Genomic DNA, 21,810 nt, shown 5'->3' with positions numbered 1-21,810 from the left:
TTGCAAGGAACGGACCGTTCATAGCATCGGGAGACGGGTCAGACGCGGACCAGCATCTTGCCGGTGTTCGCCCCGCCCAACAGGTCCAGGAACGCCTGCGGCGCGTTGCGGATACCGTCCACAATGGTCTCCGAGTACTTCAGCCGCCCGGAGGCGACCAGCGGAGCGACCTCCTGCACGAACTGCGGCTGCAGCGCGTAATGGTCACCGACCAGCATGCCGCGCATGGTGAACCGCTTCGCGATGATCGACGCGAGGTTGCGCGGCGCCGCGGCCGGTTCGGTGTTGTTGTAGACCGAGATCATCCCGCAGATCGCCATCCGGCCGTGCAGGTTGATCGAGTCGATGGCCGCTTCGAGATGCTCGCCGCCGACGTTGTCGAAATAAACGTCGATACCTTCGGGCGCCGCGGCGCGCAGCTGCTCGGCCACCGGGGCGTCCTTGTAGTTGAACGCCGCGTCGAAGCCCAGCTCGTCGGTCAGCCACTTGACCTTGTCGTCCGTGCCCGCGCTGCCGATGACCCGCTTCGCGCCCTTCAGCTTCGCCAGCTGGCCGACGACGGACCCGACGGCACCCGCAGCGCCGGACACGAAGACGGTGTCGCCCGCCTTGAACTCCGCGACCTCGAGCAGTCCGGCGTACGCGGTGAGTCCGGTCATGCCGAGGACACCGAGGTACGCCGTGATCGGGGCGGCCTCCGGGTCGACCTTCACCGCGTGCTTCGCGGCGACGACGGCGTGCGAACGCCAGCCGAGGCCGTGCAGCACGATGTCACCGGGCTCGAAATCGTCCACGGTGGACTCGATCACTTCACCGACCGCGCCGCCGTGCATGACCTTGCCGACCTCGTACGGCTCGGCGTAGGACTTCGCGCTGCTCATCCGGCCGCGCATGTACGGATCCACGCTCAGCACCTGGTTGCGGACCAGGATCTGGCCCTCGCCCGGCACCGGGATCTCGACGTCGGCGATCTCGAAATTCTCCAGCGTCGGGACACCGTGCGGACGGGAGGCGAGCCGGATCTCGGTTGCGTTCACGAGGTAACTCCAAGTCTGTTGCCGAAGCGGGGCGGTCGCCCCGTATTCACGACGGGTACAACGAGCTAACCGGGGCGCCCATTCCGATTGTGGCGAGGGCTACACGACCTCGGCGAGCTTGCCGAGCACGCCCTCGTAGATCCGCTTGAGCCCACCGGGCGCGAAGGTCTTCTCGAAGAAGCCGCCGATGCCGCCCGCGCCGTCCCAGGTGGTCTCGATGCGGACGAGGCTGCCGCCCGGCACCTCGCGGACGGTCCAGGTGGTGACCATGCTGGAGTTCGCGTCGGTCTCGACGAGGGTGCCTTCGGACGGCTCGGTCACCGTCGCGGCGACGTCACGTACGCGCTTCGACGTGGCCTGCAGCTTCCAGCGCGCCTTCGTGCCCGCACCGGTGCCGCCTTCGGTGACCTCGTAGTCGCGGTAGTGCTCCGTCAGCAGCTTCGGCCGGGTTTCGGCGTAATCCGCGACGAGCGCCCTGACCTTGTCCGCCGGCGCCTCGATGGTGCGCTCCGCGACGGCCGTGACCTTTCCCATCCCACTCCCTTTCACCCGTATGGCAAGACAGCGTCCACGATTCCACCGCTGCCCGCAGGAGGAACGCGCACCCCCTGCCCCGAACGCAATGAACGGTCCGNNTTGCAAGGAACGGACCGTTCATGGCACGCGAAGGGGGCTAGATGAGGGACTTCTCCTTCAGCCACTCCTTCGCGACATCGCCCGGCTTCTCGCCGTCCGAGTCGACGCGCTTGTTCAGCTCACGCAGCTGCGCCGTGTCGAGGGCCTTGCTCACGGCGTTGACGGCGGCCGCGAAGTCGGCGCCGCGTTCGTCGAGGACCTTCTTGTTCACCGCGGGCACGACGTTCTCGGTCGGCACGATGGCGAGGTCGTCCTCCAGCGCCACGAACTGCGGGTCGCCGACGAGCGGGCTCACCGAGTCGACCGGGATGACGGTGACCTTGCCGGACCGCAACTGCTCGACGCGCGGGCCCGCCTCCTGCACCGTCTGGAACGTGGCCTTCAGCTTGTAGACGTCGGTGAAGCCCTTGAAACAGGGCAGCCGCTCCGCGCATTCCGGAGCGCCGGCGACGACGACGTTGCCGACCTTGGACAGGTCGCTGATCTTCGCCAACCCCTTCTCCTTGGCGAGATCGGCCTTCACGATGTAGGTGTTCTTGTTCTCCGCCGGCGAGTAGTCCAACAGGCCGATGCCGTCCGGCTCGAACAACTTCTTGAGCTGCTCGTGCTCGCCCGCCGCGTCCTTCGGGGCTTCCTTGCCGTAGCCGGTGGTGATGGCGGCGCCCTGGTACTCCGGGATGAACTGGAGCTCGCCGGACTTCAGCGCCGGGTAGATCAGCTCGCGCGAAGCGAGGTTCAGCTTGCGGGTGATCGGATAACCCTTGGCCTCCAACGCGTTCGCGTACAGCTCGGCGAGGATCACGCTGTCGGTGAAGTTGAAGGAGGCGACCACGATCGGCGCCCCGCCCTTGCTCTGCGCGGCCGGGGCCGCCGCGTCGTCTCCGCCCCCACAGGCGGTCATACCGAGGATGGCGGCGGCGAGCACCGCGCCCACTCGAACGTTCCGTGTCCAGCGCACGTGCACACTCCTATGACTCGTTCAGAGGAATGGACAGTATCTCCGGGTCACGACAGAATCCACATTTTGAGAGTTGCGCCCCTTGCGCTCCCAGAGAACGGAATCCGGCGCCCCGAACGGGGTAAGGTCGGCCGGTGCGAGCATCCTCCGTGTTCCCCGTTCCCGCCCAGGGCGGACGGCCGCTCTTCGAGTGGCGCTGGGTGGATCGCCACCTCGACGAGATCTTCGAGCGGCTCGGTGAGCACATCGTCCTGACCGCGGCGGCGCTCGCCATCGGACTGGTGGTGTCGATCGGTGTTTCCGCGATTTCGCTGCGTCGCCGATGGTTCTACGTCATCGCGTTGGGCACGGCCGGTTCCCTGTACGTCATCCCGAGTCTCGGCGCCTTCGCCGTTCTGGTTCCCTTCACCGGCCTGACCTCCTTCACCACAGCGGTGATCCCGTTGGCGACGTACACGTTGCTGATCCTCATCCGCAACATCGTCACCGGCGTCGAACAAGTACCCAAGGAAGTCCGCGAAGCCGCGATAGGCATGGGTTTCACGCGCGCGCGGTTGCTGTGGCAGGTCGAACTCCCGCTCGCGCTGCCGGTGGTGATCGCGGGCCTGCGGGTCGCGGCGGTGACCACGATCGGGCTCGTGACGGTGACCTCCATGCTCGGCAAGGGCGGCCTGGGCTACTTCATCCGCAACGGCATCCAGACCGCGACACCGAACCCGACGTCGATCATCGTCGGTGTCGGCCTTTCCGTGGTGCTGGCCGTGCTGGTGGATCTGTTGCTGTGGCTCGGTGGGCGCGCGCTCGCGCCGTGGTCGCGGAAGGCGGCGTCGCGATGAGCATCATCGACCAGACCATCGAATGGTTCGGCGAACCGAACCGCTGGAGCTGGACCGATCCGGCGGGCGTTCCGTACCGGACGGTCGAGCATCTCCAGTTCTCCTTGCTGGCACTGGCGATCTCGGCCGTGCTGACGATCCCGCCCGCGTTGTGGCTCGCGCATTACCGCCGGGCACAGTTCCTCGCGACCAGCGCGGTGAACATCGGCCGCGCGATCCCCAGCTTCGGGCTGGTGATCCTGTTCTGGTTCCTGGCTTCCCGGCTCGGAGCCGACACGAGCTTCTGGCCGTTGATGCTCGCGCTGGTGGCGTTGGCACTGCCGCCGTTGTTCACCAACACCTACGCGGGCGTCATCCAGCTGGAGCAGGAAACCGTCGACGCCGCGCGCGGAACCGGCCACCGCGAGTGGCAGATCATGCTGCGCCTGGAGTTGCCGCTCGCGTCACCGGTCATCCTCGCGGGTGCCCGCGTCGCGTTCCTGCAACTGGTGGCGACCGTCGCGATCGGCGCGATCGTCAACGACGGCGGCGGGCTCGGACGGTACATTGTGGACGGTTTCGCGCTCGGAGAACCCGGCCACGGCGAGATCCTGGCGGGCGGGATCGCGGTCGTCGTACTGGCTTTGGTGTGCGAAGGGGTTTTCGCACTCGTCACGCGTTGGGTGACTCCGCGCGGGCTCGCGATCCAGTCCCGCGCGGAAGCCCGTTCCTGAGCGCCGAAACCACCGCCGTCACCGCCGGGCCCAGCGCCCGGTCCTCCTCGACGGGCGGCACCAGCTCCCGCAGCCGCTCGTAGGTCGCGCGCAGCTCCGGCGCCCCATCGCCGGATGCCAGCCACCGTGCCTGCGAACCCGTGATCAGCTCGCAGGCGGTGATGGCGAACATCCGCGCGCAAGCCTCACGGAGCTGGTTCCCCGCCGCCCAGGCGAACGCCTGCACGTCCTCCTGCCCACCGGAGGTGTCGACGGAACCCAACGTCGCGGGCGTGGCGAGGCGCCGCAGCGCGTGCAGCTCCCCCACCGCACGTTTGTGCAACGGGACCAGCCCGGCCCGCGGCCCCGGCTCCACCGCGAGCTGCGCGGGGAGACCACTGAACCGCTCGTCGAGCAATCGGTGCGTCCGCTGCACGCTCACTTCACCGAGATGCACCAGCGCCGCCGTCACCGCGTCCATCCGCAGCCCGAGGTCGACGGCGTGAGACCCGGTCGTGGACACGAATTCGCCATCAAGGAACACCGGCGAATCGGTCGGCACCGAGCGCCCGAGCACCTCGCCCAGTTCGGCGGCGACCCGCGTCAGATGAGCGAGCGCGCGCGGTGCCACCCGCACGGAAACGGGCGCCTGCACGACCGGCCGTTCGACGCCACCTCGGATCAGGCCGCTCACTTCACGCAGGACCGAACGCAGCACCTGATCGTCTCCGGCCAGCGCGGGGCGATAGACCCCTTGCGGCGCACCGAGAACGTCGATCGCGATGGCGGCGGCCAGCGTCTGGAGATCCAGCACCTGCTGGACTTCGGTCCGCGCGAAAGCGGCGAGTGTCTCCGCCAGCGGTGAGCCCTGGATGAGGGTCACGGCCTCCTTGAGGCCTGGCTCGTACGGCTCCGCCAGCACCTCCGACGCGGGCGTCTCGACGCCGTCCACCAGCACGGTTCCGACGCCGAGGAAGGTCTGGAAGGCGTGTGCCAGCGGGATGATCTCGCCGGCGCTGCCCAGCCCCGTCCGCGGCACGGCCGGAGTGAACCCGTCGTTCAGCCGGTCGACGAGGAAGGTCACCAGCTCCGGACTGGCGCCGGCTTCGGGCGCGAGCAGATCCCGCAGGCGCACCAGCAGCAGCCACCGCACCTCGTCGGCCGAGAGCCACGGCGGGCCGCCGACGGCACGGCCGATCAGCAGGTTCCGCTGGTGCTCACTCGACGCGGGCGCGGCGACTCCGGCGAGCCGCCCCATGCCGGTGTTCACGCCGTAAACGGGGCGCTCGTCCAGCGCGGCGAGGACCCGGGCACGGTTCTCGGCGAGCCTCGCCAGCAACGCCGGGTCGATCTCGATGGCCTCCGCCGCGAAGGCGGAGGCCAGCGGGAAGTCCTTTGTGGACAGCCTCACTCGACGGGGCGCGCGAGCCCGTCGATCACCTCGGCGCCGGGCAGGGACGCGAGGACGGAGCCCGGGATCAGCAGCTTGCCACCGCGGATACCGCTGCCGATGACCAGCTCGGGTTCGTCGGCGACGCGCTGGTCGATGAGGATCGGCCACTCCCCGGGCAGCCCGACCGGCGTGATGCCGCCGTACTCCATTCCGGTGAGCGAGACGGCCTCGTCCATCGGGGCGAAGGAGGCCTTGCGGACGTCGAGACGGCGCTTGATCACGCCGTTCACGTCGGCCCGGGTGGTGGCGAGGATCATCGCGGCGGCGAAGCGCACCTCACCGGCGCGTTTGCCGGCGACGACGACGCAGTTCGCGGACGCGGAGAGCGGTGAGCCGTACGCCTCGCAGAAGGCGGCGGTGTCGGCCAGCTCGGCGTCGATCTCGACGACGCCGACGGCGTCCGGATCGGGCAAGGCGGCGAGAGCCTTCGCGACGGGCTCGGCGAGCAGATCCGTGCGGGTGAGGGCGGGGACGACGGTGAGGGTTCCGGCGATGGTCCAGTCAGTCACACCGCCACCCTAATCACCAGTTGCGGCCGCCGCGCTGGACCTCGATGAGCTTGGGCCGGACGTCCACGAGGTAGACCAGGACCGCGACCAGCGCGGGCAGCCACAGGATCATGCCGCCGCCGTAGAACTGGAAGAACGTCAGCACCACGGTGGATCCACCGGTGATGAGCATCCAGATGGGCTTGGTCTTCCGATCGGCGGCCGAATACGCGTCCGCACGCTGCAACAGCGCGTGCACGAACGCGAACAGCCCCGTCAGCGCGCCGCCCCAATGGATGGCGATGAGGATCCAGTTGGCAACGAACACGAACTCAGCTTACGTCAAACCGGGCGAATGACCCGGGCCCCCGGCACCGAAGCGGTGCCAGGGGCCCTGGAATTCACGCGGACCTTACTTCTCGGTGGTCTTCGGCGCGGTGGCCGGCTTCTTGGCGGCCGGGCTGGTGGTGCGGCGCGCGGTGGTCGTGGTCTTCGGCGCGGTCTTGTTGGCGACCTTGCGCGAAGCCGAGCGGGTCTCGTGCGCGAGGTCGTCGCCGATCTCCTCGACCTCGTCGGCGATCTCGCCGGCGACCTCGGTCACCTTGCGGGCGGTCTTCTCGCCGACGGAGCGGGTGCCCTTGGTGACCTTGCCGAGCACGGTGTCGATGCGCTCACGGGCGTCGGTGGTCGCACCCTCGACGCGGTCCTGCGCCGTGCTGATCGCGTCCTCGAGCTGCTCGATGGCCTTCTTGACCTGCGGCTGCGCGGCGATCTTGTCCCACGCCTGCTCACCGGACTCGGCCAGCTTGTTGTACAGCTTCAGCGCGGCCTCGGTGTACTCGTCGATGACCTTGCGGAGCTCGGCCGGGTCCAGCTTCTCGCGGAGACCCTCGACGTCGTGCGGGAGCTCTTCGATGTTCTTGCGGGCGGTCTCGCTGCCCTCGACGACCTTCTCCTTGGCCTTCGACACGGCGTCGACGACGGCCTGTCCGGCCAGGTTGCCGGCCCCCAGGGCGGCCAGCAGCGGCGTGCGGACCTGGTCGAGGGCGGTGTGCTTGCGTTCGGTCTTGGTGGCCGTGGTCATGCTGACTCCTTGGATTCTGTGACTTGGTCTTCGGTTTTCGCCTGGGCCGCCTGCGCGGGTTTCGCGGCGGCGTTCTCGCGGCGGAACGATTCGTAGACGTCGAGCAGGACCTGCTTCTGCCGTTCGGTCAGCTCGGTGTCGGCGCGGATCGCGTCGCCGACCGGGCCGCCCGTCGGCAGATCGAGGATTCCCGCTTGCACGTAGAGCGCCTCGGCCGAGATACGCAGGCCCTTGGCGATCTGCTGCAGGATCTCCGCGCTGGGTTTGCGGACCCCACGCTCGATCTGGCTCAGGTACGGATTGGACACGCCGGCGAGTTTCGACAGCTGCCGCAAGGAGATCTTCGCGTTGCTGCGCTGCTGGCGGATGTACTCGCCGATGTCGGAAGCGATGTCCGCGACCTTCTCCATCGGTCCGCCCGATGTGGGCTGATCCCGGTCGGTGTCTGACATCGGTCACCTCCTCGCGACGTCTTCAACGCTACGCCCGAGTGCTAGCAATTGCAAGCACTCTGCTTGCAACCATCGGGTGTGTTGGTGCTCACCCGGCTACCGTGGAGGGATGTCGAACGCCACGCGGCTGCGGCGGCGCCTCGTCGAGCATCTGCTCGCCGAGGGCGTGCTGCACGACGCGCGCTGGATGACCGCCTTCCGCTCCGTGCCGAGGCACGTCTTCCTGCCGCGGTTCTTCGTCCCGGCGGCGAACGGCTGGGCCGCGGTCGAGCACGGCGACGACGAGTGGCTCAGGCGCGTCTACTCCCCCGATGTACTGGTCGTGCAGCTGGACGACGATTCCGGGCTCTGGGAACGGGCGCGGTATCTCGGCGCGCAGCCGGGAACGCCGACGAGCTCGTCCAGCCAGCCGGCGATCATGGCGATCATGCTCGAAGAGCTCCGGGTCGCCGACGGACATCGCGTACTGGAGATCGGCACGGGCACCGGGTACAACACCGCGCTGCTGTGCCACCGCCTCGGCGCCGGGCTCGTGTACACAGTGGACATCGACCCGGACCTGGTCGACGCCGCGCGCAAACGGCTCGCGGAGATCGGTTACGTGCCCTCGTGCGCGGCCGCCGACGGCGCCGAAGGTTTCCCGGCGGGCGTGCTCTACGACCGGGTGATCTGCACCTGCTCGGTGTCGTCGATCCCGCCCGCGTGGCTGGCGCAGACGATGCCCGGCGGGCTGATCCTCACCACGCTGAACCGGCCGATCGGCGGCGGGCTCGTCCGGATCGTCGCGGGCGAAGGCGCGACGGGGCACGGGCGGGTGCTCGCGCGCGACGGTCGCTTCATGCCGCTGCGTGCGCACCGGTTCAAGCAGTCGAAGGTGCCGGACGGCGAGGTCACCTGGCGGCCGACCCGGCTGCCGATGGGGGTGATCACCGAGGTCCGCAGCCGTTTCGAGTTCTTCGCCGGGCTGTGTCTCCCGGGCGTGACGGCCTCGCGGGACGGCCGGAGCACCGCCATGGTTCATCCGGACGGCTCATGGCTGCGTCATCGGCAGGCGGGCGACGAGTTCGAAGTGGCCGAAGGCGGCCCGCGGCGGCTGTGGGAGATCGTCGAAGCCGCGCACGAGGAATGGCTCGACCTCGGCGAGCCCGGACGGGACCGGTTCGGGCTCAGCCTCGACGGGGACGAACAGGTGATCTGGCTGGATTCACCCGATGGCCGCACTTGGCCGTTGAGCCCCTGAAAGCAGGCCGCGCACCCACTTCTCGACGTGGTCGACGGCGTCTTCGACCGGGATGTGGGTGGTGTCGAACAGCTCGACCGGCGGCTGCATCGCGGACGCTTCCGCTTGCAGCCACGCGTTGAACTCCAGCATCTCCTCGACGCGCTCCTCGTCCCACTCACGCCAGGCGGGCCGCGCGAGCAAACGCTTGCGCAGCGCGTCGGGCTCGCTGACGAGTGCCAGGTAGTGGATGTCGGAGAAGAAGACGCGCTCGGGCAACCGCTCGAATTCGGGCGGGGCGACGGTGCCGCACAGCACGACCGGCCGCCCGTTCTGGTGCAGCATCGCCGCCATCCGCAGCCAGGTCGAGCGGAACGCGGGATGACCGGGGACGTCGTCGCGCAGCGCCCCGGTCCACAGCACGTCCTGCTCGACCACGAGCGCGAGATCGCCGAGCCGTCGCGCCAGCAGCGGCCCGACCGTCGACTTGCCCGCCCCGCTCGGTCCGGTCAGCGCGAACAGCGGGAGCCGCCGGAACGGCCACCGGTGGGCGCATACCGCGCACACCAGCAGCCCGCTCTCGACGCGTGGCCGTTCGGCGCGATCACCGCAGGCCGGGCAGATCTTGAGATCGAGGACCACGGTCAGTCGAAGAGGCCCTCGAGGAAGCCGCCCTTACGACGCTTGTGGCCGTAGCCGTGCGGAGAGTCCGCGTACCCGCCGCGGTATCCCTTGGGCGAGTCCGAGTACCCACCCCGGTAGCCCTTCGGCGAGTCGGCGTAACCCCCACGGTGCGGGCGCGGCGAGTCCGGACGGCCGTAATGCGGCGCCGGCGCGTGCCCACCTCCCTGATACGGCGGGGGCTGGTGCCCGCCGCCGCCGTAGTACGAGGTCTCGGCGTTGGTGATGGCTTCCAGCTCACCGCGGTCCAGGAAGATGCCGCGGCATCCCTGACACTGGTCGATGTGGATGCCGTTCTTGTCGACGGTCTTCATGGCGTTCTGGCACTTCGGACAAATCACGTATCAGAGATTACGCATTTTTCCGCCGCGAGGTCAGCAGGCGCACAGACAAAACGGGTGTCCGACCGGATCCGCGTAGACCCGGAAGGTCTCCGGGGAGTCGTCGAGCAGCTTCGCGCCGATGGCCAGCGCGCGCTCGTGGGCGGCCTCCATGTCGGTGACGTCGAGGTCGATATGCGCCTGCTGCGGGTTCTCGGCGGACGGCCACGCGGGCGGCCGGTAGTCCGGCACGCGCTGGAACGAGAACCGCGCGCCACCCTCCGGGTTCCGCAGGGTCACCCAATGGCCGTCTTCGGCGACTTCGGCCGCCTTCCAGTCGAGCAGCTCGCGGTAGAACTCCGCCAGCGCGACCGGATCCGGGCAGTCGAGCGCCACCGCGCCGAAGGTCGGTACCGCACCCATGGTTCAGCCTCCAGAATGATCGAGTAACCAGTGAATCGAGTATGAGGGTTATCAAAGCCGATGACAACCGGTCTCGCCCGTACACTGGGCGGGGTGAACACCGACGCGTCCCTGGTGGTCGAGTTTCTGAACACGGTGAACGTCGAACGCGGCACCGACCTCCTGGACGAGCTGGAGCCATGGCAACGCTGGGCCCGCGATCACCGGCTGCGAGCGGATACCCCCGCGGCCGCGCGCGAAACCCGGGACGCGCTGAGGGCGGCGATCGGCGATCCGCGACTCCCCCGGCTCGGCCTGCGCGCCCCGGCGGAGATCGTCCTCGGCGCGGAGGGCCCGCTCCTGGTCTCGGAAACGGTCTGCGAGGCGGTGCTGGCGGCGTCGACCCGGCTGACCGTGCTCGGCGAATGGATCCGGCTCAAGATCTGCCCGGCGGACGACTGCCTGTGGGCGTTCTACGACGAATCGCGGAACCGGTCGAGGACGTGGTGCTCGATGCGGGCCTGCGGGAACCGCGAAAAGGCGAGGGCCTGGCGGGCCCGGACGGCGGACATCTCGACCTGAGCGTGCTTGAACGCGTCACACGCGTGATCAGAGGCGTAACTCGCGTGATTGAAGGCGTGACTCGCGTGATCGGGGACGTCACGGCTCCAATCACGCGAGATCCGGCCTCGATCACGCGAGTCACGCCCTCGATCACGCGAGATCCGGCGAGCGTCACGACCCGAACGACCACAACTTCTGGTGTCACCCACCCCCGAGTTACCCCCAGGGGTTGTGCACACCGTTAGGCCAAAAACGTGAAAAGCTGTGGATAACCCTGGGGATGACTCCACTTCCTGTGGACAACTCCCGGTGCGGCCTCCGGAGTGTGGTATAGGCGCGGCGGCTCAGAAGAGCAGCTGCGCGACCGTGTAGATGACCAGGCCGGCGAGCGCGCCGACCACCGTGCCGTTGATCCGGATGAACTGCAGATCCCGGCCCACCTGGAGCTCGATCTTGCGCGAGGTCTCCTCGGCGTCCCAGCGCTCCACCGTGTCGGTGATGATCGTGGTGATCTCCTTGGAGTAGTGGGTGACGACATAGGCCGCCGCGCCCTCCACCCAAGTGTCCACTTTGGACCGGATGTGCTCGTCGGAGACCAGCCGCTCCCCGAGCGTCTCGAGGCCCGTGCGCACGCGGCGCCGCAGCTCGCTCGACGGGTCCTCGGCGGCGTTGAGCAGCATCTCCTTCGCCGTCGCCCACGCCGAACCGATCAGCTTCTGCACCTCGTCGTGCCCCAGCATCTGGGACTTGACCTGCTCGGCGCGCGCCATCACCTCGGGATCGGTCTGCAGATCCTGGGCGAACTCGCCGAGGAACTTGTCCAGCGCCAGCCGCATGGGGTGGTTGACGTCGGTCTTCACCGCCCAGACGAACGACAGCACCTCGCCGTAGACCTTGTCCGCGAGCATCTCGTCGACGAATTTCGGCGACCAGCTCGGCGCCCGGTCCGAGACCACGCGCAGCATCGTCGTGTGGTTGTCCCGCACCCATTCGTAGGCGCGGTCGCACATCAGGTCCACGAGCTTGTGGTGCGCCCCGTCGGCGAACACGCCCTCCAGGATCTTGCCGAGCGGCGGCCCCCACGGCTTGTCCACGATCCGCTTGACCACGGCCTGTTCCATGATCGCCTGGACGTCCTCGTCACGGAGCACCTTGACCGCCGCCCGCACGACGGTGGCCAGCTCGGACGTCACGCGCTCGGCGTTGGCGGGCTGCGAGAGCCAGCCGCCGAGCCGCTTCGACACGTCGACCCGGCTCAGCTTCTCGCGGACCACGGACTCGGACAGGAAGTTCGAGCCGACGAAGTCACCGAGACTGCTGCCCAGCGCGTCCTTCTTGTTCGGGATGATCGCGGTATGCGGGATCTTGATCCGCAGCGGATGCCGGAACAGCGCCGTCACCGCGAACCAGTCGGCGAGCGCGCCGACCATCCCGGCCTCGGCGGCCGCGCGGACGTAGCCGACCCACGCGGGCCAGCCCGCGGCCTCGGCCCAGCTGGTGAGCAGGAAGATCACCGTCGCGCCGAGCAGGAACGACAACGCGACCGTCTTCATCTTGCGCAGGCCGCGGCGCTTCTCCTCCTCGGCGGCGGTTCCACCGGGCGGATCGGCTGGGGTCACCTTGGCGGGCGTCAGTTGCTCCACACCGCCATTGTCCGTGAGGATGGCTGATCGTGCGCGAACCTGTCCTCGTACCCCGCCTCCAGCCCTTCACGTCGACCATCTTCGCGGAGATGACGGCACTCGCCGTCCGCCACGAAGCCGTCAACCTCGGCCAGGGTTTCCCCGACACCGACGGCCCCGCCGGAATGCTCGACGCCGCCAAGAACGCGCTGTTCGGGGGCGCGAACCAGTATCCGCCGGGTCCGGGGCGGCCCGAGCTGCGCGCGGCGATCGCTCGGCATCGGCTCCGCTACGGCGTCGAGTACGACCGCGACACGGAGATCCTGGTCACCGCCGGTGCCACCGAGGCCATCGCGGCGTCGCTGATCGCGCTCACGCAGGCGGGTGACGAGGTGATCGTCATCGAGCCGTACTACGACTCGTACGCGGCCGCGGTCGCCATGGCCGGCGCCGAGCGGCGGGTCGTCGGACTGGTGGAACGCGACGGCCGGTTCGCGCTGGACGTCGAGGGCCTGCGCGCCGCGGTGACCGGCCGGACCAGGGCGATCCTGATCAACTCGCCGCACAACCCGACCGGCACGGTGTTCACGCGCGCCGAGCTGGAAGCCGTCGCCAAGCTCTGCGTGGAGCACGACCTGATCGCGATCACCGACGAGGTGTACGAGCACTTGGTGTTCGACGACGCCGAGCATCTCCCGCTGGCGACCTTCCCCGGCATGCGCGACCGCACCGTGTCGATCTCCAGCGCGGGCAAGACGTTCAACTGCACCGGCTGGAAGATCGGCTGGGTCTGCGCGAGCCCCGAACTCGTCGCGGCGGTGAAGGCGGCGAAGCAGTTCATCACCTTCGTCTCGGGTGGCCCGTTCCAGCCCGCCGTCGCCCACGCGCTGGACCACGAACTGCCGTGGGCCGAGGAGCTGCGCACGAGCCTCCAGGACAAGCGAGACCGGCTAGCGGCTGGCCTCGCGGAGGCGGGCTTCGCGGTCCGGACGACCGCCGGGACCTACTTCGTCTGCGTCGACGTCCGTCCGCTCGGCTTCGACGACGCCGCGGAGCTGGCCTGGGAGCTCCCCGAACGGGTGGGCGTGGCGGCCGTGCCCGTAAAGGTGTTCACCGATCACCCGGAAGAGTGGAAACACCTTCTGCGCTTCGCGTTCTGCAAACGCAACGAGGTCATCGACGAAGCCGTCACCCGGTTGCGCAAACTTCGGTGACCCGTCCGATGTTCACGCCCAGCCGCCTTTTTCGAGAGTCCGCCTGAGCCGGTCCAAACACCTTCTTCGAAGCCTGCCGACACTGGCCGGACTGATACCCAGTTCTCCCGCGATCTGGGCGTAGGACAGCTCCGGCCGGTGCGCGAGGAGCCGCACCAGCCGTCGATGCGGATCCGGCAGGCGATCGACCGCCGCCCAGAGCGCGCGGTCCCGTTCCGCGCGGACGACCTCGGCCTCCGGGGTCGTCTCCGCGCCGGGCAGCGGACGCGGCGTTTCGCGCCTGTTCCTGGTGATCATCCGAAGCGCGCGACGCCGGGCCGTGGTGGTCAGCCAAGCCCCGAGCTTCGCTTCGTCGCGTAGCGCGCCTGGCACGCGAAGCAGTTCCAGCCAGGCCTCCTGACAGATGTCTTTGGCGTCGGCTTCGCTCATCCGGTAGGTCTTCAGCGCCTTGAGCACCGCCGCCGACACCGCGTTCACGTCCCACATCCCGGACCTTCCCCTCCCGGCGGCTTGCGCCCGCCGCACCGATCACCGAACGCGACTTCGACGGCACACACCGCATCCGGGATCCGGAAAAGGTCAGGTCACCGAGGATTTGAGTAGTTCCACCCGTCCCCGGATGGCCGCCGGGCACATACCGAGAGTGATCAACTTCGGTACTCCAGGCACCGGAGCCGGTTGCGTCGTTCCGCCTAACGGGCTGGATCGACGGCGGCTGAGGTGAAACACTCCCCTCCGGTGCTAAAACTGGTGCAGCCCCGGGGGAACTGCGACCTGACCGGAAGAGACCCCAAGAAAGATCGAACTCACGCGGAAAACGTGGGTTTCAGGCGCGGACGGTGGTGATTGCTGTGAGTGGTGCGGCAGTCGTGCGCCGTCACGGCCTCACTTCCCGCGAGACCGGCATGCGAATTCTTTTCGCGGGCGGGCTCGCGCTCACCGGCTGGCTCCTCGGCGCCGTTTTGAGCACCCCGGCTTCGGCCGAGGAACGACTTCCCGTGACGCCGGAGACCTCCGTGGTCCAGCCCGCGGACGAAGCCGCGTCCGGGAAAACGACTACTCCGAACGAATCCACTTCGGACTCCGCCACGACCGAGACCACGAAACCCGCTGAGCCCACCGAAACCTCGAACGAACCCGAGGCCACTGTGGAGGAAGAAGCGGTTTCGAGCACGAGTTCCGTCGAGAAGACTTCTTCTCCGGAGCCGGAAACGAAGACCGCGAAGCCCCAGGCGTCCAACGGTTTGCTGGGCGGCCTGATCGGCGGCGTGCTGAACGTCGTCACGACCACGGTCGGCGGCGTCGTCGAAACCGTCGGCGGGGTCGTCGGTGTCGTCGACGGAATCGGCGACCAGGTCGTCTCGCCGATCATCACGCCGAATCCGTGCTGCGCCGGGGGCGCCCCGGTGATCCTGCCGGGCACCGGCGACATGCTCGACCCCGTCTTCGGCGGCGGCTCGGGCGAGTCGGCGAGCGGCTCGGTCACCATCGCCGTCCCGGCGAAGGCCGTCACGCCGGCCGCGCCCGCCACACCGGACCCGCGTCCGCTCGTCCCCGCCGAGACCCCTGTTCCGGCCACGGCGAGCCAGAACCACCGCGTCACGCTGCCCGTGCGGGTCCAGCACGACGTCAAGCCCGCTCCGCCCGCGCCCGCCGAGTCCGACACGCACGCGTCCCCGGACGGCGGCGGTTCGGGCGGCGGCGGTGGTCTGCCGAGCGCCCCGGTGGCCCCGGTCGCGCCCACCACGACCGTCCAGCCGGGACACGACAACACCGGCGGCGGCCGCGGGCCGCTGGCCGTGCTCGACTCCGGAATGCCCGCCACGCAGCTGAAGCTCATCGGAACCGGCTGCGACCACGAAGGCGAGCGCACCGGCCGGGAAGCCGCGCTTCCCGCCACTTCCCCCGACTGACCTGACCGGGTCGCCGGGGAGAACCACGTCCAAACCAAGATCAACTTCTGGTTTCGGCGTCTGGTGAACCCTCTGGCACAAGCCGCTTTCGCCTGCCCCTTTTTCAGGCAACCCCAAAGTCTTTCCGAACGGCCGACCGCGCCCGGCCGGTTCGGATCCCGGCCCCGGCGCCGCGCTGCCCCTGCGGCGCCGGGACCAGCACCGGGTGGACTCCGGGGGCTTCTGCTCACCGCGCCGAGCAGGAGCCGGCCAAGCTCGAAGTCCGCCTGAACCGCGGGCGGTTCCCGGCACGTCGAGGGGCTGTGCCGGGTAACCGCCGCGGTGCCCGTCCCGAGGTTTCGGCCTCGGGGCGGGCCGGATAGCCGGTGCGCTGGTCGTGCGGCGCCGATGCCCTCCCTGGAGCATCGGCCGCCCCGCCGGCGCACCGGCTATTTCCGTTTCCGGCTCGCATTTCGCGGGGATCAGGTGACCTGGACGGCGACCGGGGCGACGACGGCGGGGGTCGCGGCCACCGAAGCGGCCGCCGCGCCGAGACGGCGTACGGCCTCGAAGAGCGTCTCGGCCGGAAGCGCGTACGGCAGCCGCAGCCAGCGCTCGAGTCCACCGTGGACACCGAACCGCGAGCCCGGCGCCACCTGCACCCCGTGTCCCGCCGCCGCGACGGCCAGCCGCGTGCTCATCGGCTCCGGCAGACGGCACCACAGCGAGAGCCCGCCGGGCGGGACGGTGAACGTCCACTCCGGGCAGTACCAGTTGAGTGCCCCGGTCAACGCGTCACGCAGGGCCAGCGTCTCCTGGCGACGGTGCGCCAGCGCGGCGCCGCCGTCGTCGAGGAGTTCCGCGAGGACCAGCTGTTCGAACACCGGCGACCCGAGGTCGACGGCGAACCGGGCGGCGATCAGCCTCCCGATGATGTCTTCGGAGGCGCGGATCCAGCCGAGCCGCAGGCCCGCCCAGTGCGATTTCGACGCCGAGCCGATCGTGATGCCGAGATCGCCCATGAACGCGCCCAGCGGCGGTGGCCCGTCCGCCGGATCGCCTTCGAGGTCCAGCTCGACCAGCGTCTCGTCGATGATCGCGGGCGTCCGGGCGCGGTTCAGCGCGGCCGCGAGCCGCTCCCGGCCGCCGGCGTCCATGCGCAGACCGGTCGGGTTCTGGAAGTCCGCGACGAAGTACGCGAGCCTCGGCGCGGACTGCCGCAGCGCGGCTTCGATGCCGACGACGTCCCATCCGGTGACCGGGTCCAACGGCACCGGAACTCCGATCGCGTGCGCGGCACCGATGGCTTCCAGCGAGTTCGGGTACGTCGGCTGCTCGACGAGCACCCGGTCGCCGGGCCCGGCCAGCATGCGCAGGATCTGCACGAACGCGTGATGCGCGCCGTTGGTGACCATCACCTGCTCGGCGTTGGTCGGCAGACCGCGTTCGGTGTAGCGGCGGGCGATCCGCTCACGCAGGATCCGCAGGCCGCGTACCTGGTAGCCGTTCTCGCCGAGGTGGTCCACCAGCGCCTTCCGCGCGGCGTCCACGGCCGGGACCAGGCCGGCGACGGCGGGCGGGCAGGCCTGGGCGAGGTCGATGAGGTCCTCGCCGGTCGGCAGGATCGCGCTCCGGCCGCGGCCGCCGGGCGCCGCGATCCACGAGCCCGCCCCGCGACGGCTCGCGACCAGGCCGTCGGCGCGCAGTTTGTCCAGCGCGGCGCCGATCAGCGTGCGGCTGACGTCCAGCGCTTCGGCGAGCTCCCGCTCGGCGGGCAGTTTCGTGCCGAGCGGGAGCCTGCCGTCGAGCACCAGCAGCTCGACGGCGGCCGCCAGATCCGCGGCACCGTGTCGAGAACCACTCTGCCGCCAGCTCCCCAGCAAGATGGCCAATTTCGGGCCCGAAACGCGTCCAGTCAGCGGGATCAGCGGTTCCATAAGGCCAATTGTTCCAGATTGGCCATGGTCAAGGTAGCCACTTACCCCTGATGGTGCACACGTGGCACTCAAACTCGACCTCAAACCTGTCGGCATCTCCCAGGACACCACCCGCCGTTCGCTCCAGCTCGTCGGCGGGCTCGCCCTCTACGGCGGCAGCATGGCCATGCTGACCAGGTCGGGACTCGGCCTCGACCCGTGGGACGTGCTCCACGAAGGTCTGATGAAGATCACCGGTCTCTCGTTCGGCACGGTCACCGCGATCGCGTCGGTCCTCGTTCTCCTGCTGTGGATCCCGCTGCGGCAGCGGCCGGGGATCGGCACCGCGGCCAACGTCGTGGTCATCTCGCTCACCGTCGATCTCGTGCGGGTCTTCCTGCCGGATCAGGACGTGCTCGGCTGGCAGATCTTCAACCTCGTCGCCGGTGTCGTGCTCAACGGTCTCGCCGCCGCGATCTACGTCGGCGCGCGGCTCGGCCCCGGGCCCCGCGACGGGCTGATGACCGGCCTCGCGGCCCGGACGGGCAAGTCGATCCGCCTCGTCCGGACCCTCATCGAGATCACCGTCCTGGCCGCGGGCTGGCTGCTCGGCGGCACCGTCGGCGTCGGCACGGTCCTCTACGCGCTCGCCATCGGCCCGCTGACCCAGGCGTTCCTGCCTTACGTCGTGTGGCGGGAGCCCGCTCACCCGTGACTGGAGGGACGACACGCGTGATCAGGCGGACGTCTCCCGCCATAGCCCCGGCCGCGAGCGTGTCGTCCATCCAGTCACGCGTGTCGTCCGTCGGATCACGCGAAAGCGCCGGACGAGCAAGAGCGGCGGCACGATGGGGGCACGGCCTCGCGAGTGCCCGATTGGGCCACTTGGGACACGGGTCGTGAGTGATTTGGGTGGTTCTAACCCTCCTAATCACTCACGACCCCGTCCAGAAGCGGACATACAGGTATAAATCGGATGCCTAATCGGCGCGATATGCCCCTTGGACACTCAAGGCCGCCGACCTGTATCGCCGGCCCAGACGCACACAGATGCGCGGATCAGCTGGCCTCTCGCTGCTCAAGGAGGCGACGGACGGCGAGGTAGTCGATGCCCCGCTGCGCGAGCACGTCGGCGGCCACGCCGGGAACGGCCGTCAGCGCGAGCAGGAGGTGCTCGCCTTCGATGCGCTTGCTGCCGACATCGATGGCTTCGCGAAGGCTCTTCTCCAGCACCTTCTTGGCCTCCGGCGTGAACGGCCGATGTCCGCGTCCGGCACGCTGCCCGCCGGTCAGCGCGCCCGGGCCGTGGGTCTGTTCGACCCGCTCGACGATGTGCTCGACGTCGATGCCGAACCCGCTCAGCGCCTCGACATCGGCGTCGCTCATCCCGCCCCGGCGGCGGACGCGCCGGAGGTCGTCGGCCAGTTCGTCCGCCGGGCAGCCGAGCGCGGTCAGCACGCCGGTGCCCCGGGAGAGCGACGTCAGCAGGTGCAGCGGGTCGACGTTCGCGGACGCCTCGTCCGACGCCACCCGCTGGGCGCCGACGACGACCTCGCGAAGTTCGGGCGTGAACCGTTCGAACATCAATGCCTCCCGTACTTCTTGTGCACCGCTTGCCTGCTGACCCCCAGCTCGGCCGCGATCTCCTGCCAGGACCAGCCGTGTACCCGCGCGCTGCGGACCTGCACGGCCTCGAGTTGTTCCAACAGCCGGCGCAAGGCGGCGACGGCGCGCAATCCCACCCGGGGATCGCGGTCACCGGCTCGCGCGGCCAGATCTGTCGCTTCGGTCATGACGTCAACCTACGTTGACATTCCGCCCGCGTCAACCTCAGTTGACAGTTAGGGTCGGAGGCATGGTCGAAATCGCAGTGGCGGAAAGGGACGGAGTAGGCGCGGACGGATCGACGCGCCCGACCGAAGACCACGTCGCCGTCCTCGGCAACGCCGTGGTGGTGCTCGACGGGGCGACGGCGCCGAGGCCGGATCTGCCGTCCGGCGGCTGGTACGCGAGCCTGCTCGTGCACAGCCTGTCGCGGGCACTGACCGCGGAACCCCAGGCCGATCTCGCGGTGTTGCTGGCCGAGTCGATCGCCGACGTCGCCCGCCGCGAGAGCCTCGAACCGGGACGTTCGCCGTCGAGCACGGTCGCGATCGCGCGCTGGACGGACGACACCGTCGACGGGCTGGTGCTCGCCGACAGCCCCATCGTCGCCTTCGGCCCCTCCGGCGCGGACCCGCTCACCGACGACAGGCTCGTCTCGCTGCGCGAAAGCGGTCAGCTCCGCACAGGCGCCGACGTCCGCGCGAAACGCAACGCGCCGGACGGTTTCTGGGTCGCCGAAGCGGAACCCACGGCCGCCGCCGAGGCCGTCCGCCGCAGTTGGCCGCGTTCGGAGGTCGACGCCCTGCTGCTGGCCACCGACGGCGTCGCGATCGGCGTCGACGAGTACGGCCTGTTCGACTGGCCGGAGGTGCTCGCGATCAGCCGGGAGCGTGGCCCCGACGCCGTCCTCGACGCGGTGCGGACGGCGGAGAAACAGGACCCCGACGGCGAGCGCTGGCCCCGCGCGAAAAGGCACGATGACCAGCTACTGGTAGTGGTCGACTTCGGGGTAGCCCCAGGGTAAAACCGGGGGCTTCCCGGATCGGAAATCCGCGCCCGCGCGAGCACGCTGGACGCATGACGTTCCCTGGGGAGAGATCGCGGACGAGACCCTGGCTGATCGCGTCGGGCGCGGCCATCGGCTGGGCACTGTTCACCATGGTCGTGCTCCACCTGATCAGTTCACGCGATCCGGTGTTCGACACGCTGTCCAGCTACGCCTACGTCGATCGCGGCACCGGCATGCTCGGCGCCAGCGTGCTCTCCCTGTCCATCGGCTCGCTCACCGCGCTCGGTGCGCTGGCCGCGGCCGGGATCCCGCTCAGCCGCACCACGAAACTGCTGTTCGTGCTGTGGTCGCTGGGGCTCGCGGCGGCCGCGATCTTCCCGGCGAGCTACCCCGAGTTCCCCGATCCGGTCAGCGGCGAGATCCACCTGTACGCGTGCCTCATCGCGTTCCTCAGCCTGCCCGCCGCCGGCTTCACCCTGCGCGACAACCTGCGCGGCACCCCGGCGGCCAGGCTCGTCGGGCGCCTGGCCTGGGGCAGCGCGGCCGGTCTCGTCGTGTTCGGGCTCAGCTTCATCTTCGTGCGCCTGTCCGACATCCCGTTCTTCAAGACGCTGACCGACATCGCACCGGTCGGGGTCATGCAGCGGGTTTCGCTGGTCGCACACGTGATCCTGATCGCCGGGATGCTGAAGGTGGCGTCAGCGGCGCACCGCGTCGGCGAACTCGGGGGCGTAGCCGTAGAGGCCGGGCAGCCCGCCCGTGTGCAGGAAGACGACGTGCTCGTCGGGCGCGAAATGGCCTTCGGCCGCCCAGCGGATCAGCGCGGCACCCACTTTGCCGGTGTACACGGGATCGAGCGCGATTCCTTCCGTACGGCCGAAAAGCCGCACCGCGTCCCACGTCTCGCCGGTCGGGATCCCGTAGCCGGGGCCGATCGTGCGGTCGTCGATGCGCAACCCGTCGAGTGACGGCGGCTCGGTGCCGAGCAGCGCGGAGGCGGCGATGGTGAGATCGGCCAGGTTGTCGAGGGCTTCGTCGACCGGATGGCTGACGCAGGCGATGTCCAGCGTCAGCCGGTCGAGGTCCGCCGTGCCGACGACGAGCCCCGCGGAAGTCCCGCCACTGGCGTGCGGAGCGACCAACCGAGCCTTGGTGATCCCCAGCTCGGCGAGCTGCCCGGCGATCTCGCGCGCGGCCGCGACGTACCCGAGCGCCCCGATCCCGTCGGAGCCGCCGACCGGGAACGTCGCCACTTGGCGCCCCTCGGCCGCGGCCTCGGTGATCAGCCGGTCGTAGGTCCTCCCGGTCTCCTCGCCGTCGCGGCAGATGTGCACGTTCGCGCCGAAGAGATGGTCGAGGGAGACGTTGCCGGACCGTTCGTACGCGTCACCGTCGCGCGGGACCTTCGCCGTCAGCACGAGCTCGCATCGCAGCCCGAGCTTCGCGCAGGCAGCGGCCGTCTGGCGGCCATGGTTGGTCTGCAGGGCGCCGAAGGTGATCACCGTGTCGGCGCCGTTCTCGATCGCCGCGCCGAGCAGGAACTCGAGTTTGCGCAGCTTGTTGCCGCCCACGCCGAGCGGATGCACGTCGTCCCGTTTGAGCAGCAGATTCGGCAGTCCGAGTGCCTCGCCCAGCCGGGGTGCGGGATGCAGCGGCGTCGGGTAGCCGCCTAGGTCGACGCGGGGGAAGCGATCGAGGTTCATGAACTTCACGTAACCACACCGAGGCTA

At 69.4% G+C, this 21,810-nt stretch carries 25 protein-coding genes and 1 pseudogene; 9 read left to right on the top strand and 17 right to left on the bottom strand.

Translation table 11 applies throughout. The annotated features are described in order from the left end of the window. Positions 1-38: 38 nt before the first annotated feature. The 3 genes from AVR91_RS24270 to AVR91_RS24260 form a co-directional block, all read right to left on the bottom strand. Positions 39-1,037, bottom strand: a complete 999-nt coding sequence (locus AVR91_RS24270) for an NADP-dependent oxidoreductase (RefSeq protein ID WP_063271877.1) — start codon at positions 1,035-1,037, stop codon at positions 39-41. Between the two features lie 99 nt (positions 1,038-1,136). Continuing rightward, entirely contained in the window at positions 1,137-1,571 is a 435-nt protein-coding gene (locus AVR91_RS24265) for an SRPBCC family protein (RefSeq protein ID WP_063271878.1), read from the bottom strand. 139 nt (positions 1,572-1,710) lie between these two features. Beyond that, positions 1,711-2,607, bottom strand: a complete 897-nt coding sequence (locus AVR91_RS24260) for an ABC transporter substrate-binding protein (protein WP_083715457.1) — start codon at positions 2,605-2,607, stop codon at positions 1,711-1,713. 173 nt (positions 2,608-2,780) lie between these two features. On the opposite strand from AVR91_RS24260, the gene AVR91_RS24255 reads away from it, so the two are divergent. Continuing rightward, positions 2,781-3,467 (top strand): ABC transporter permease, encoded by a 687-nt coding sequence (locus tag AVR91_RS24255; RefSeq protein WP_016330894.1) that lies wholly within the window; start codon positions 2,781-2,783, stop codon positions 3,465-3,467. After that, entirely contained in the window at positions 3,464-4,180 is a 717-nt protein-coding gene (locus AVR91_RS24250) for an ABC transporter permease (RefSeq protein WP_063271885.1), read from the top strand. Before AVR91_RS24255 ends, AVR91_RS24250 begins: the two co-directional genes overlap by 4 nt. On the opposite strand, the gene AVR91_RS24245 is transcribed toward AVR91_RS24250, so the two are convergent. The 5 genes from AVR91_RS24245 to AVR91_RS24225 all read right to left on the bottom strand — a co-directional run bounded on the left by AVR91_RS24245 (position 4,119) and on the right by AVR91_RS24225 (position 7,594). Continuing rightward, complete coding sequence (locus tag AVR91_RS24245; protein WP_063271879.1) at positions 4,119-5,570, bottom strand: aromatic amino acid lyase; 1,452 nt, start codon at positions 5,568-5,570, stop codon at positions 4,119-4,121. The genes AVR91_RS24250 and AVR91_RS24245 overlap by 62 nt on opposite strands. Then, positions 5,567-6,121, bottom strand: a complete 555-nt coding sequence (locus tag AVR91_RS24240) for a YbaK/EbsC family protein (RefSeq protein WP_063271880.1) — start codon at positions 6,119-6,121, stop codon at positions 5,567-5,569. The genes AVR91_RS24245 and AVR91_RS24240 overlap by 4 nt, the downstream gene beginning before the upstream one ends. A gap of 13 nt (positions 6,122-6,134) precedes the next feature. Beyond that, on the bottom strand, positions 6,135-6,428 hold the full coding sequence (locus tag AVR91_RS24235) for a DUF2516 family protein (RefSeq protein ID WP_016330891.1): 294 nt from the start codon (positions 6,426-6,428) through the stop codon (positions 6,135-6,137). A gap of 84 nt (positions 6,429-6,512) precedes the next feature. Next, on the bottom strand, positions 6,513-7,184 hold the full coding sequence (locus AVR91_RS24230) for a hypothetical protein (protein ID WP_063271881.1): 672 nt from the start codon (positions 7,182-7,184) through the stop codon (positions 6,513-6,515). Beyond that, positions 7,181-7,594, bottom strand: a complete 414-nt coding sequence (locus tag AVR91_RS24225; protein WP_063271886.1) for a helix-turn-helix domain-containing protein — start codon at positions 7,592-7,594, stop codon at positions 7,181-7,183. The genes AVR91_RS24230 and AVR91_RS24225 overlap by 4 nt, the downstream gene beginning before the upstream one ends. Before the next feature lie 151 nt (positions 7,595-7,745). Here AVR91_RS24225 and AVR91_RS24220 point away from each other — a divergent pair, with 151 nt between their 5' ends. Next, positions 7,746-8,876, top strand: a complete 1,131-nt coding sequence (locus AVR91_RS24220) for a methyltransferase domain-containing protein (RefSeq protein WP_063271882.1) — start codon at positions 7,746-7,748, stop codon at positions 8,874-8,876. Here AVR91_RS24220 and AVR91_RS24215 read toward each other — a convergent pair. The 3 genes from AVR91_RS24215 to AVR91_RS24205 are packed head-to-tail and all read right to left on the bottom strand — an operon-like array spanning position 8,841 to position 10,279. Further along, positions 8,841-9,497 (bottom strand): AAA family ATPase, encoded by a 657-nt coding sequence (locus AVR91_RS24215; RefSeq protein WP_063271883.1) that lies wholly within the window; start codon positions 9,495-9,497, stop codon positions 8,841-8,843. The two genes, AVR91_RS24220 and AVR91_RS24215, sit on opposite strands and share 36 nt — an antisense overlap. Before the next feature lie 2 nt (positions 9,498-9,499). Further along, on the bottom strand, positions 9,500-9,877 hold the full coding sequence (locus AVR91_RS24210; RefSeq protein ID WP_073846206.1) for a TFIIB-type zinc ribbon-containing protein: 378 nt from the start codon (positions 9,875-9,877) through the stop codon (positions 9,500-9,502). 33 nt (positions 9,878-9,910) lie between these two features. Further along, positions 9,911-10,279, bottom strand: coding sequence for a VOC family protein (locus AVR91_RS24205; RefSeq protein WP_016330885.1), 369 nt, complete (start codon positions 10,277-10,279; stop codon positions 9,911-9,913). Between the two features lie 93 nt (positions 10,280-10,372). Between AVR91_RS24205 and AVR91_RS24200 the strand changes: the two genes are divergently transcribed. After that, entirely contained in the window at positions 10,373-10,840 is a 468-nt protein-coding gene (locus AVR91_RS24200) for a CGNR zinc finger domain-containing protein (RefSeq protein WP_063272060.1), read from the top strand. 326 nt (positions 10,841-11,166) lie between these two features. On the opposite strand, the gene AVR91_RS24195 is transcribed toward AVR91_RS24200, so the two are convergent. Beyond that, the gene (locus AVR91_RS24195; RefSeq protein WP_063272059.1) at positions 11,167-12,465 is read right to left on the bottom strand and encodes a DUF445 domain-containing protein; all 1,299 of its coding nucleotides are present in this window, start codon (positions 12,463-12,465) and stop codon (positions 11,167-11,169) included. 29 nt (positions 12,466-12,494) lie between these two features. Here AVR91_RS24195 and AVR91_RS24190 point away from each other — a divergent pair, with 29 nt between their 5' ends. Continuing rightward, complete coding sequence (locus AVR91_RS24190) at positions 12,495-13,658, top strand: pyridoxal phosphate-dependent aminotransferase (RefSeq protein WP_063272058.1); 1,164 nt, start codon at positions 12,495-12,497, stop codon at positions 13,656-13,658. 12 nt (positions 13,659-13,670) lie between these two features. On the opposite strand, the gene AVR91_RS24185 is transcribed toward AVR91_RS24190, so the two are convergent. Further along, positions 13,671-14,144: an RNA polymerase sigma factor gene (locus AVR91_RS24185; protein WP_063272057.1), complete on the bottom strand. Its 474-nt coding sequence runs from the start codon at positions 14,142-14,144 to the stop codon at positions 13,671-13,673. 419 nt (positions 14,145-14,563) lie between these two features. On the opposite strand from AVR91_RS24185, the gene AVR91_RS24180 reads away from it, so the two are divergent. Further along, positions 14,564-15,571 carry a hypothetical protein gene (locus tag AVR91_RS24180; protein ID WP_228709314.1) on the top strand — a complete coding sequence of 336 codons (1,008 nt, stop codon included), beginning with the start codon at positions 14,564-14,566 and terminating at the stop codon, positions 15,569-15,571. A 461-nt stretch (positions 15,572-16,032) separates the two neighbouring features. Here AVR91_RS24180 and yczR read toward each other — a convergent pair whose 3' ends face one another. After that, positions 16,033-17,487 (bottom strand): MocR-like transcription factor YczR, encoded by a 1,455-nt coding sequence (gene yczR, locus AVR91_RS24175; protein ID WP_063272055.1) that lies wholly within the window; start codon positions 17,485-17,487, stop codon positions 16,033-16,035. 61 nt (positions 17,488-17,548) lie between these two features. Here yczR and yczE point away from each other — a divergent pair, with 61 nt between their 5' ends. Beyond that, positions 17,549-18,181: a membrane protein YczE gene (yczE, locus tag AVR91_RS24170; RefSeq protein ID WP_063272054.1), complete on the top strand. Its 633-nt coding sequence runs from the start codon at positions 17,549-17,551 to the stop codon at positions 18,179-18,181. Positions 18,182-18,525: 344 nt separating this feature from the next. Here the strand turns inward: yczE and AVR91_RS24165 are convergent, their stop codons facing one another. Continuing rightward, on the bottom strand, positions 18,526-19,050 hold the full coding sequence (locus tag AVR91_RS24165; protein ID WP_016330877.1) for a Clp protease N-terminal domain-containing protein: 525 nt from the start codon (positions 19,048-19,050) through the stop codon (positions 18,526-18,528). Next, the gene (locus tag AVR91_RS24160) at positions 19,050-19,259 is read right to left on the bottom strand and encodes a sigma factor-like helix-turn-helix DNA-binding protein (protein ID WP_004559389.1); all 210 of its coding nucleotides are present in this window, start codon (positions 19,257-19,259) and stop codon (positions 19,050-19,052) included. The genes AVR91_RS24165 and AVR91_RS24160 overlap by 1 nt, the downstream gene beginning before the upstream one ends. 62 nt (positions 19,260-19,321) lie before the next feature. Here AVR91_RS24160 and AVR91_RS24155 point away from each other — a divergent pair, with 62 nt between their 5' ends. Next, on the top strand, positions 19,322-20,095 hold the full coding sequence (locus AVR91_RS24155; protein ID WP_063272053.1) for a protein phosphatase 2C domain-containing protein: 774 nt from the start codon (positions 19,322-19,324) through the stop codon (positions 20,093-20,095). A gap of 53 nt (positions 20,096-20,148) precedes the next feature. Beyond that, positions 20,149-20,700: pseudogene (locus AVR91_RS24150) on the top strand (DUF998 domain-containing protein); the annotation flags it as partial. Positions 20,701-20,778: 78 nt separating this feature from the next. Here the strand turns inward: AVR91_RS24150 and AVR91_RS24145 are convergent. After that, a complete protein-coding gene (locus AVR91_RS24145; protein WP_063272061.1) occupies positions 20,779-21,783 on the bottom strand; it encodes a D-cysteine desulfhydrase family protein in 1,005 nt (334 codons plus the stop codon). Positions 21,784-21,810 lie beyond the last annotated feature (27 nt).

Origin of the sequence: Amycolatopsis keratiniphila subsp. keratiniphila (assembly GCF_001620365.2) — a bacterium.
GTDB classification, from domain to species: Bacteria; Actinomycetota; Actinomycetes; order Mycobacteriales; family Pseudonocardiaceae; genus Amycolatopsis; species Amycolatopsis keratiniphila.
Note: the sequence above shows the minus strand (reverse complement) of the source record. Positions and strands in the feature narration are given on the sequence as shown.

Coding starts and splice junctions, on each gene's coding strand:
- AVR91_RS24180 (WP_228709314.1), top strand. CDS start 14,564: ATGCGAATTCTTTTCGCGGGCGGGCTCGCGCTCACCGGCTGGCTCCTC.
- AVR91_RS24220 (WP_063271882.1), top strand. CDS start 7,746: ATGTCGAACGCCACGCGGCTGCGGCGGCGCCTCGTCGAGCATCTGCTC.
- AVR91_RS24185 (WP_063272057.1), bottom strand. CDS start 14,144: ATGTGGGACGTGAACGCGGTGTCGGCGGCGGTGCTCAAGGCGCTGAAG.
- yczR (WP_063272055.1), bottom strand. CDS start 17,487: ATGGAACCGCTGATCCCGCTGACTGGACGCGTTTCGGGCCCGAAATTG.
- AVR91_RS24145 (WP_063272061.1), bottom strand. CDS start 21,783: ATGAACCTCGATCGCTTCCCCCGCGTCGACCTAGGCGGCTACCCGACG.
- AVR91_RS24165 (WP_016330877.1), bottom strand. CDS start 19,050: ATGTTCGAACGGTTCACGCCCGAACTTCGCGAGGTCGTCGTCGGCGCC.
- AVR91_RS24205 (WP_016330885.1), bottom strand. CDS start 10,279: ATGGGTGCGGTACCGACCTTCGGCGCGGTGGCGCTCGACTGCCCGGAT.
- AVR91_RS24225 (WP_063271886.1), bottom strand. CDS start 7,594: ATGGAGAAGGTCGCGGACATCGCTTCCGACATCGGCGAGTACATCCGC.
- AVR91_RS24230 (WP_063271881.1), bottom strand. CDS start 7,184: ATGACCACGGCCACCAAGACCGAACGCAAGCACACCGCCCTCGACCAG.
- AVR91_RS24160 (WP_004559389.1), bottom strand. CDS start 19,259: ATGACCGAAGCGACAGATCTGGCCGCGCGAGCCGGTGACCGCGATCCC.
- AVR91_RS24155 (WP_063272053.1), top strand. CDS start 19,322: ATGGTCGAAATCGCAGTGGCGGAAAGGGACGGAGTAGGCGCGGACGGA.
- AVR91_RS24265 (WP_063271878.1), bottom strand. CDS start 1,571: ATGGGAAAGGTCACGGCCGTCGCGGAGCGCACCATCGAGGCGCCGGCG.
- AVR91_RS24250 (WP_063271885.1), top strand. CDS start 3,464: ATGAGCATCATCGACCAGACCATCGAATGGTTCGGCGAACCGAACCGC.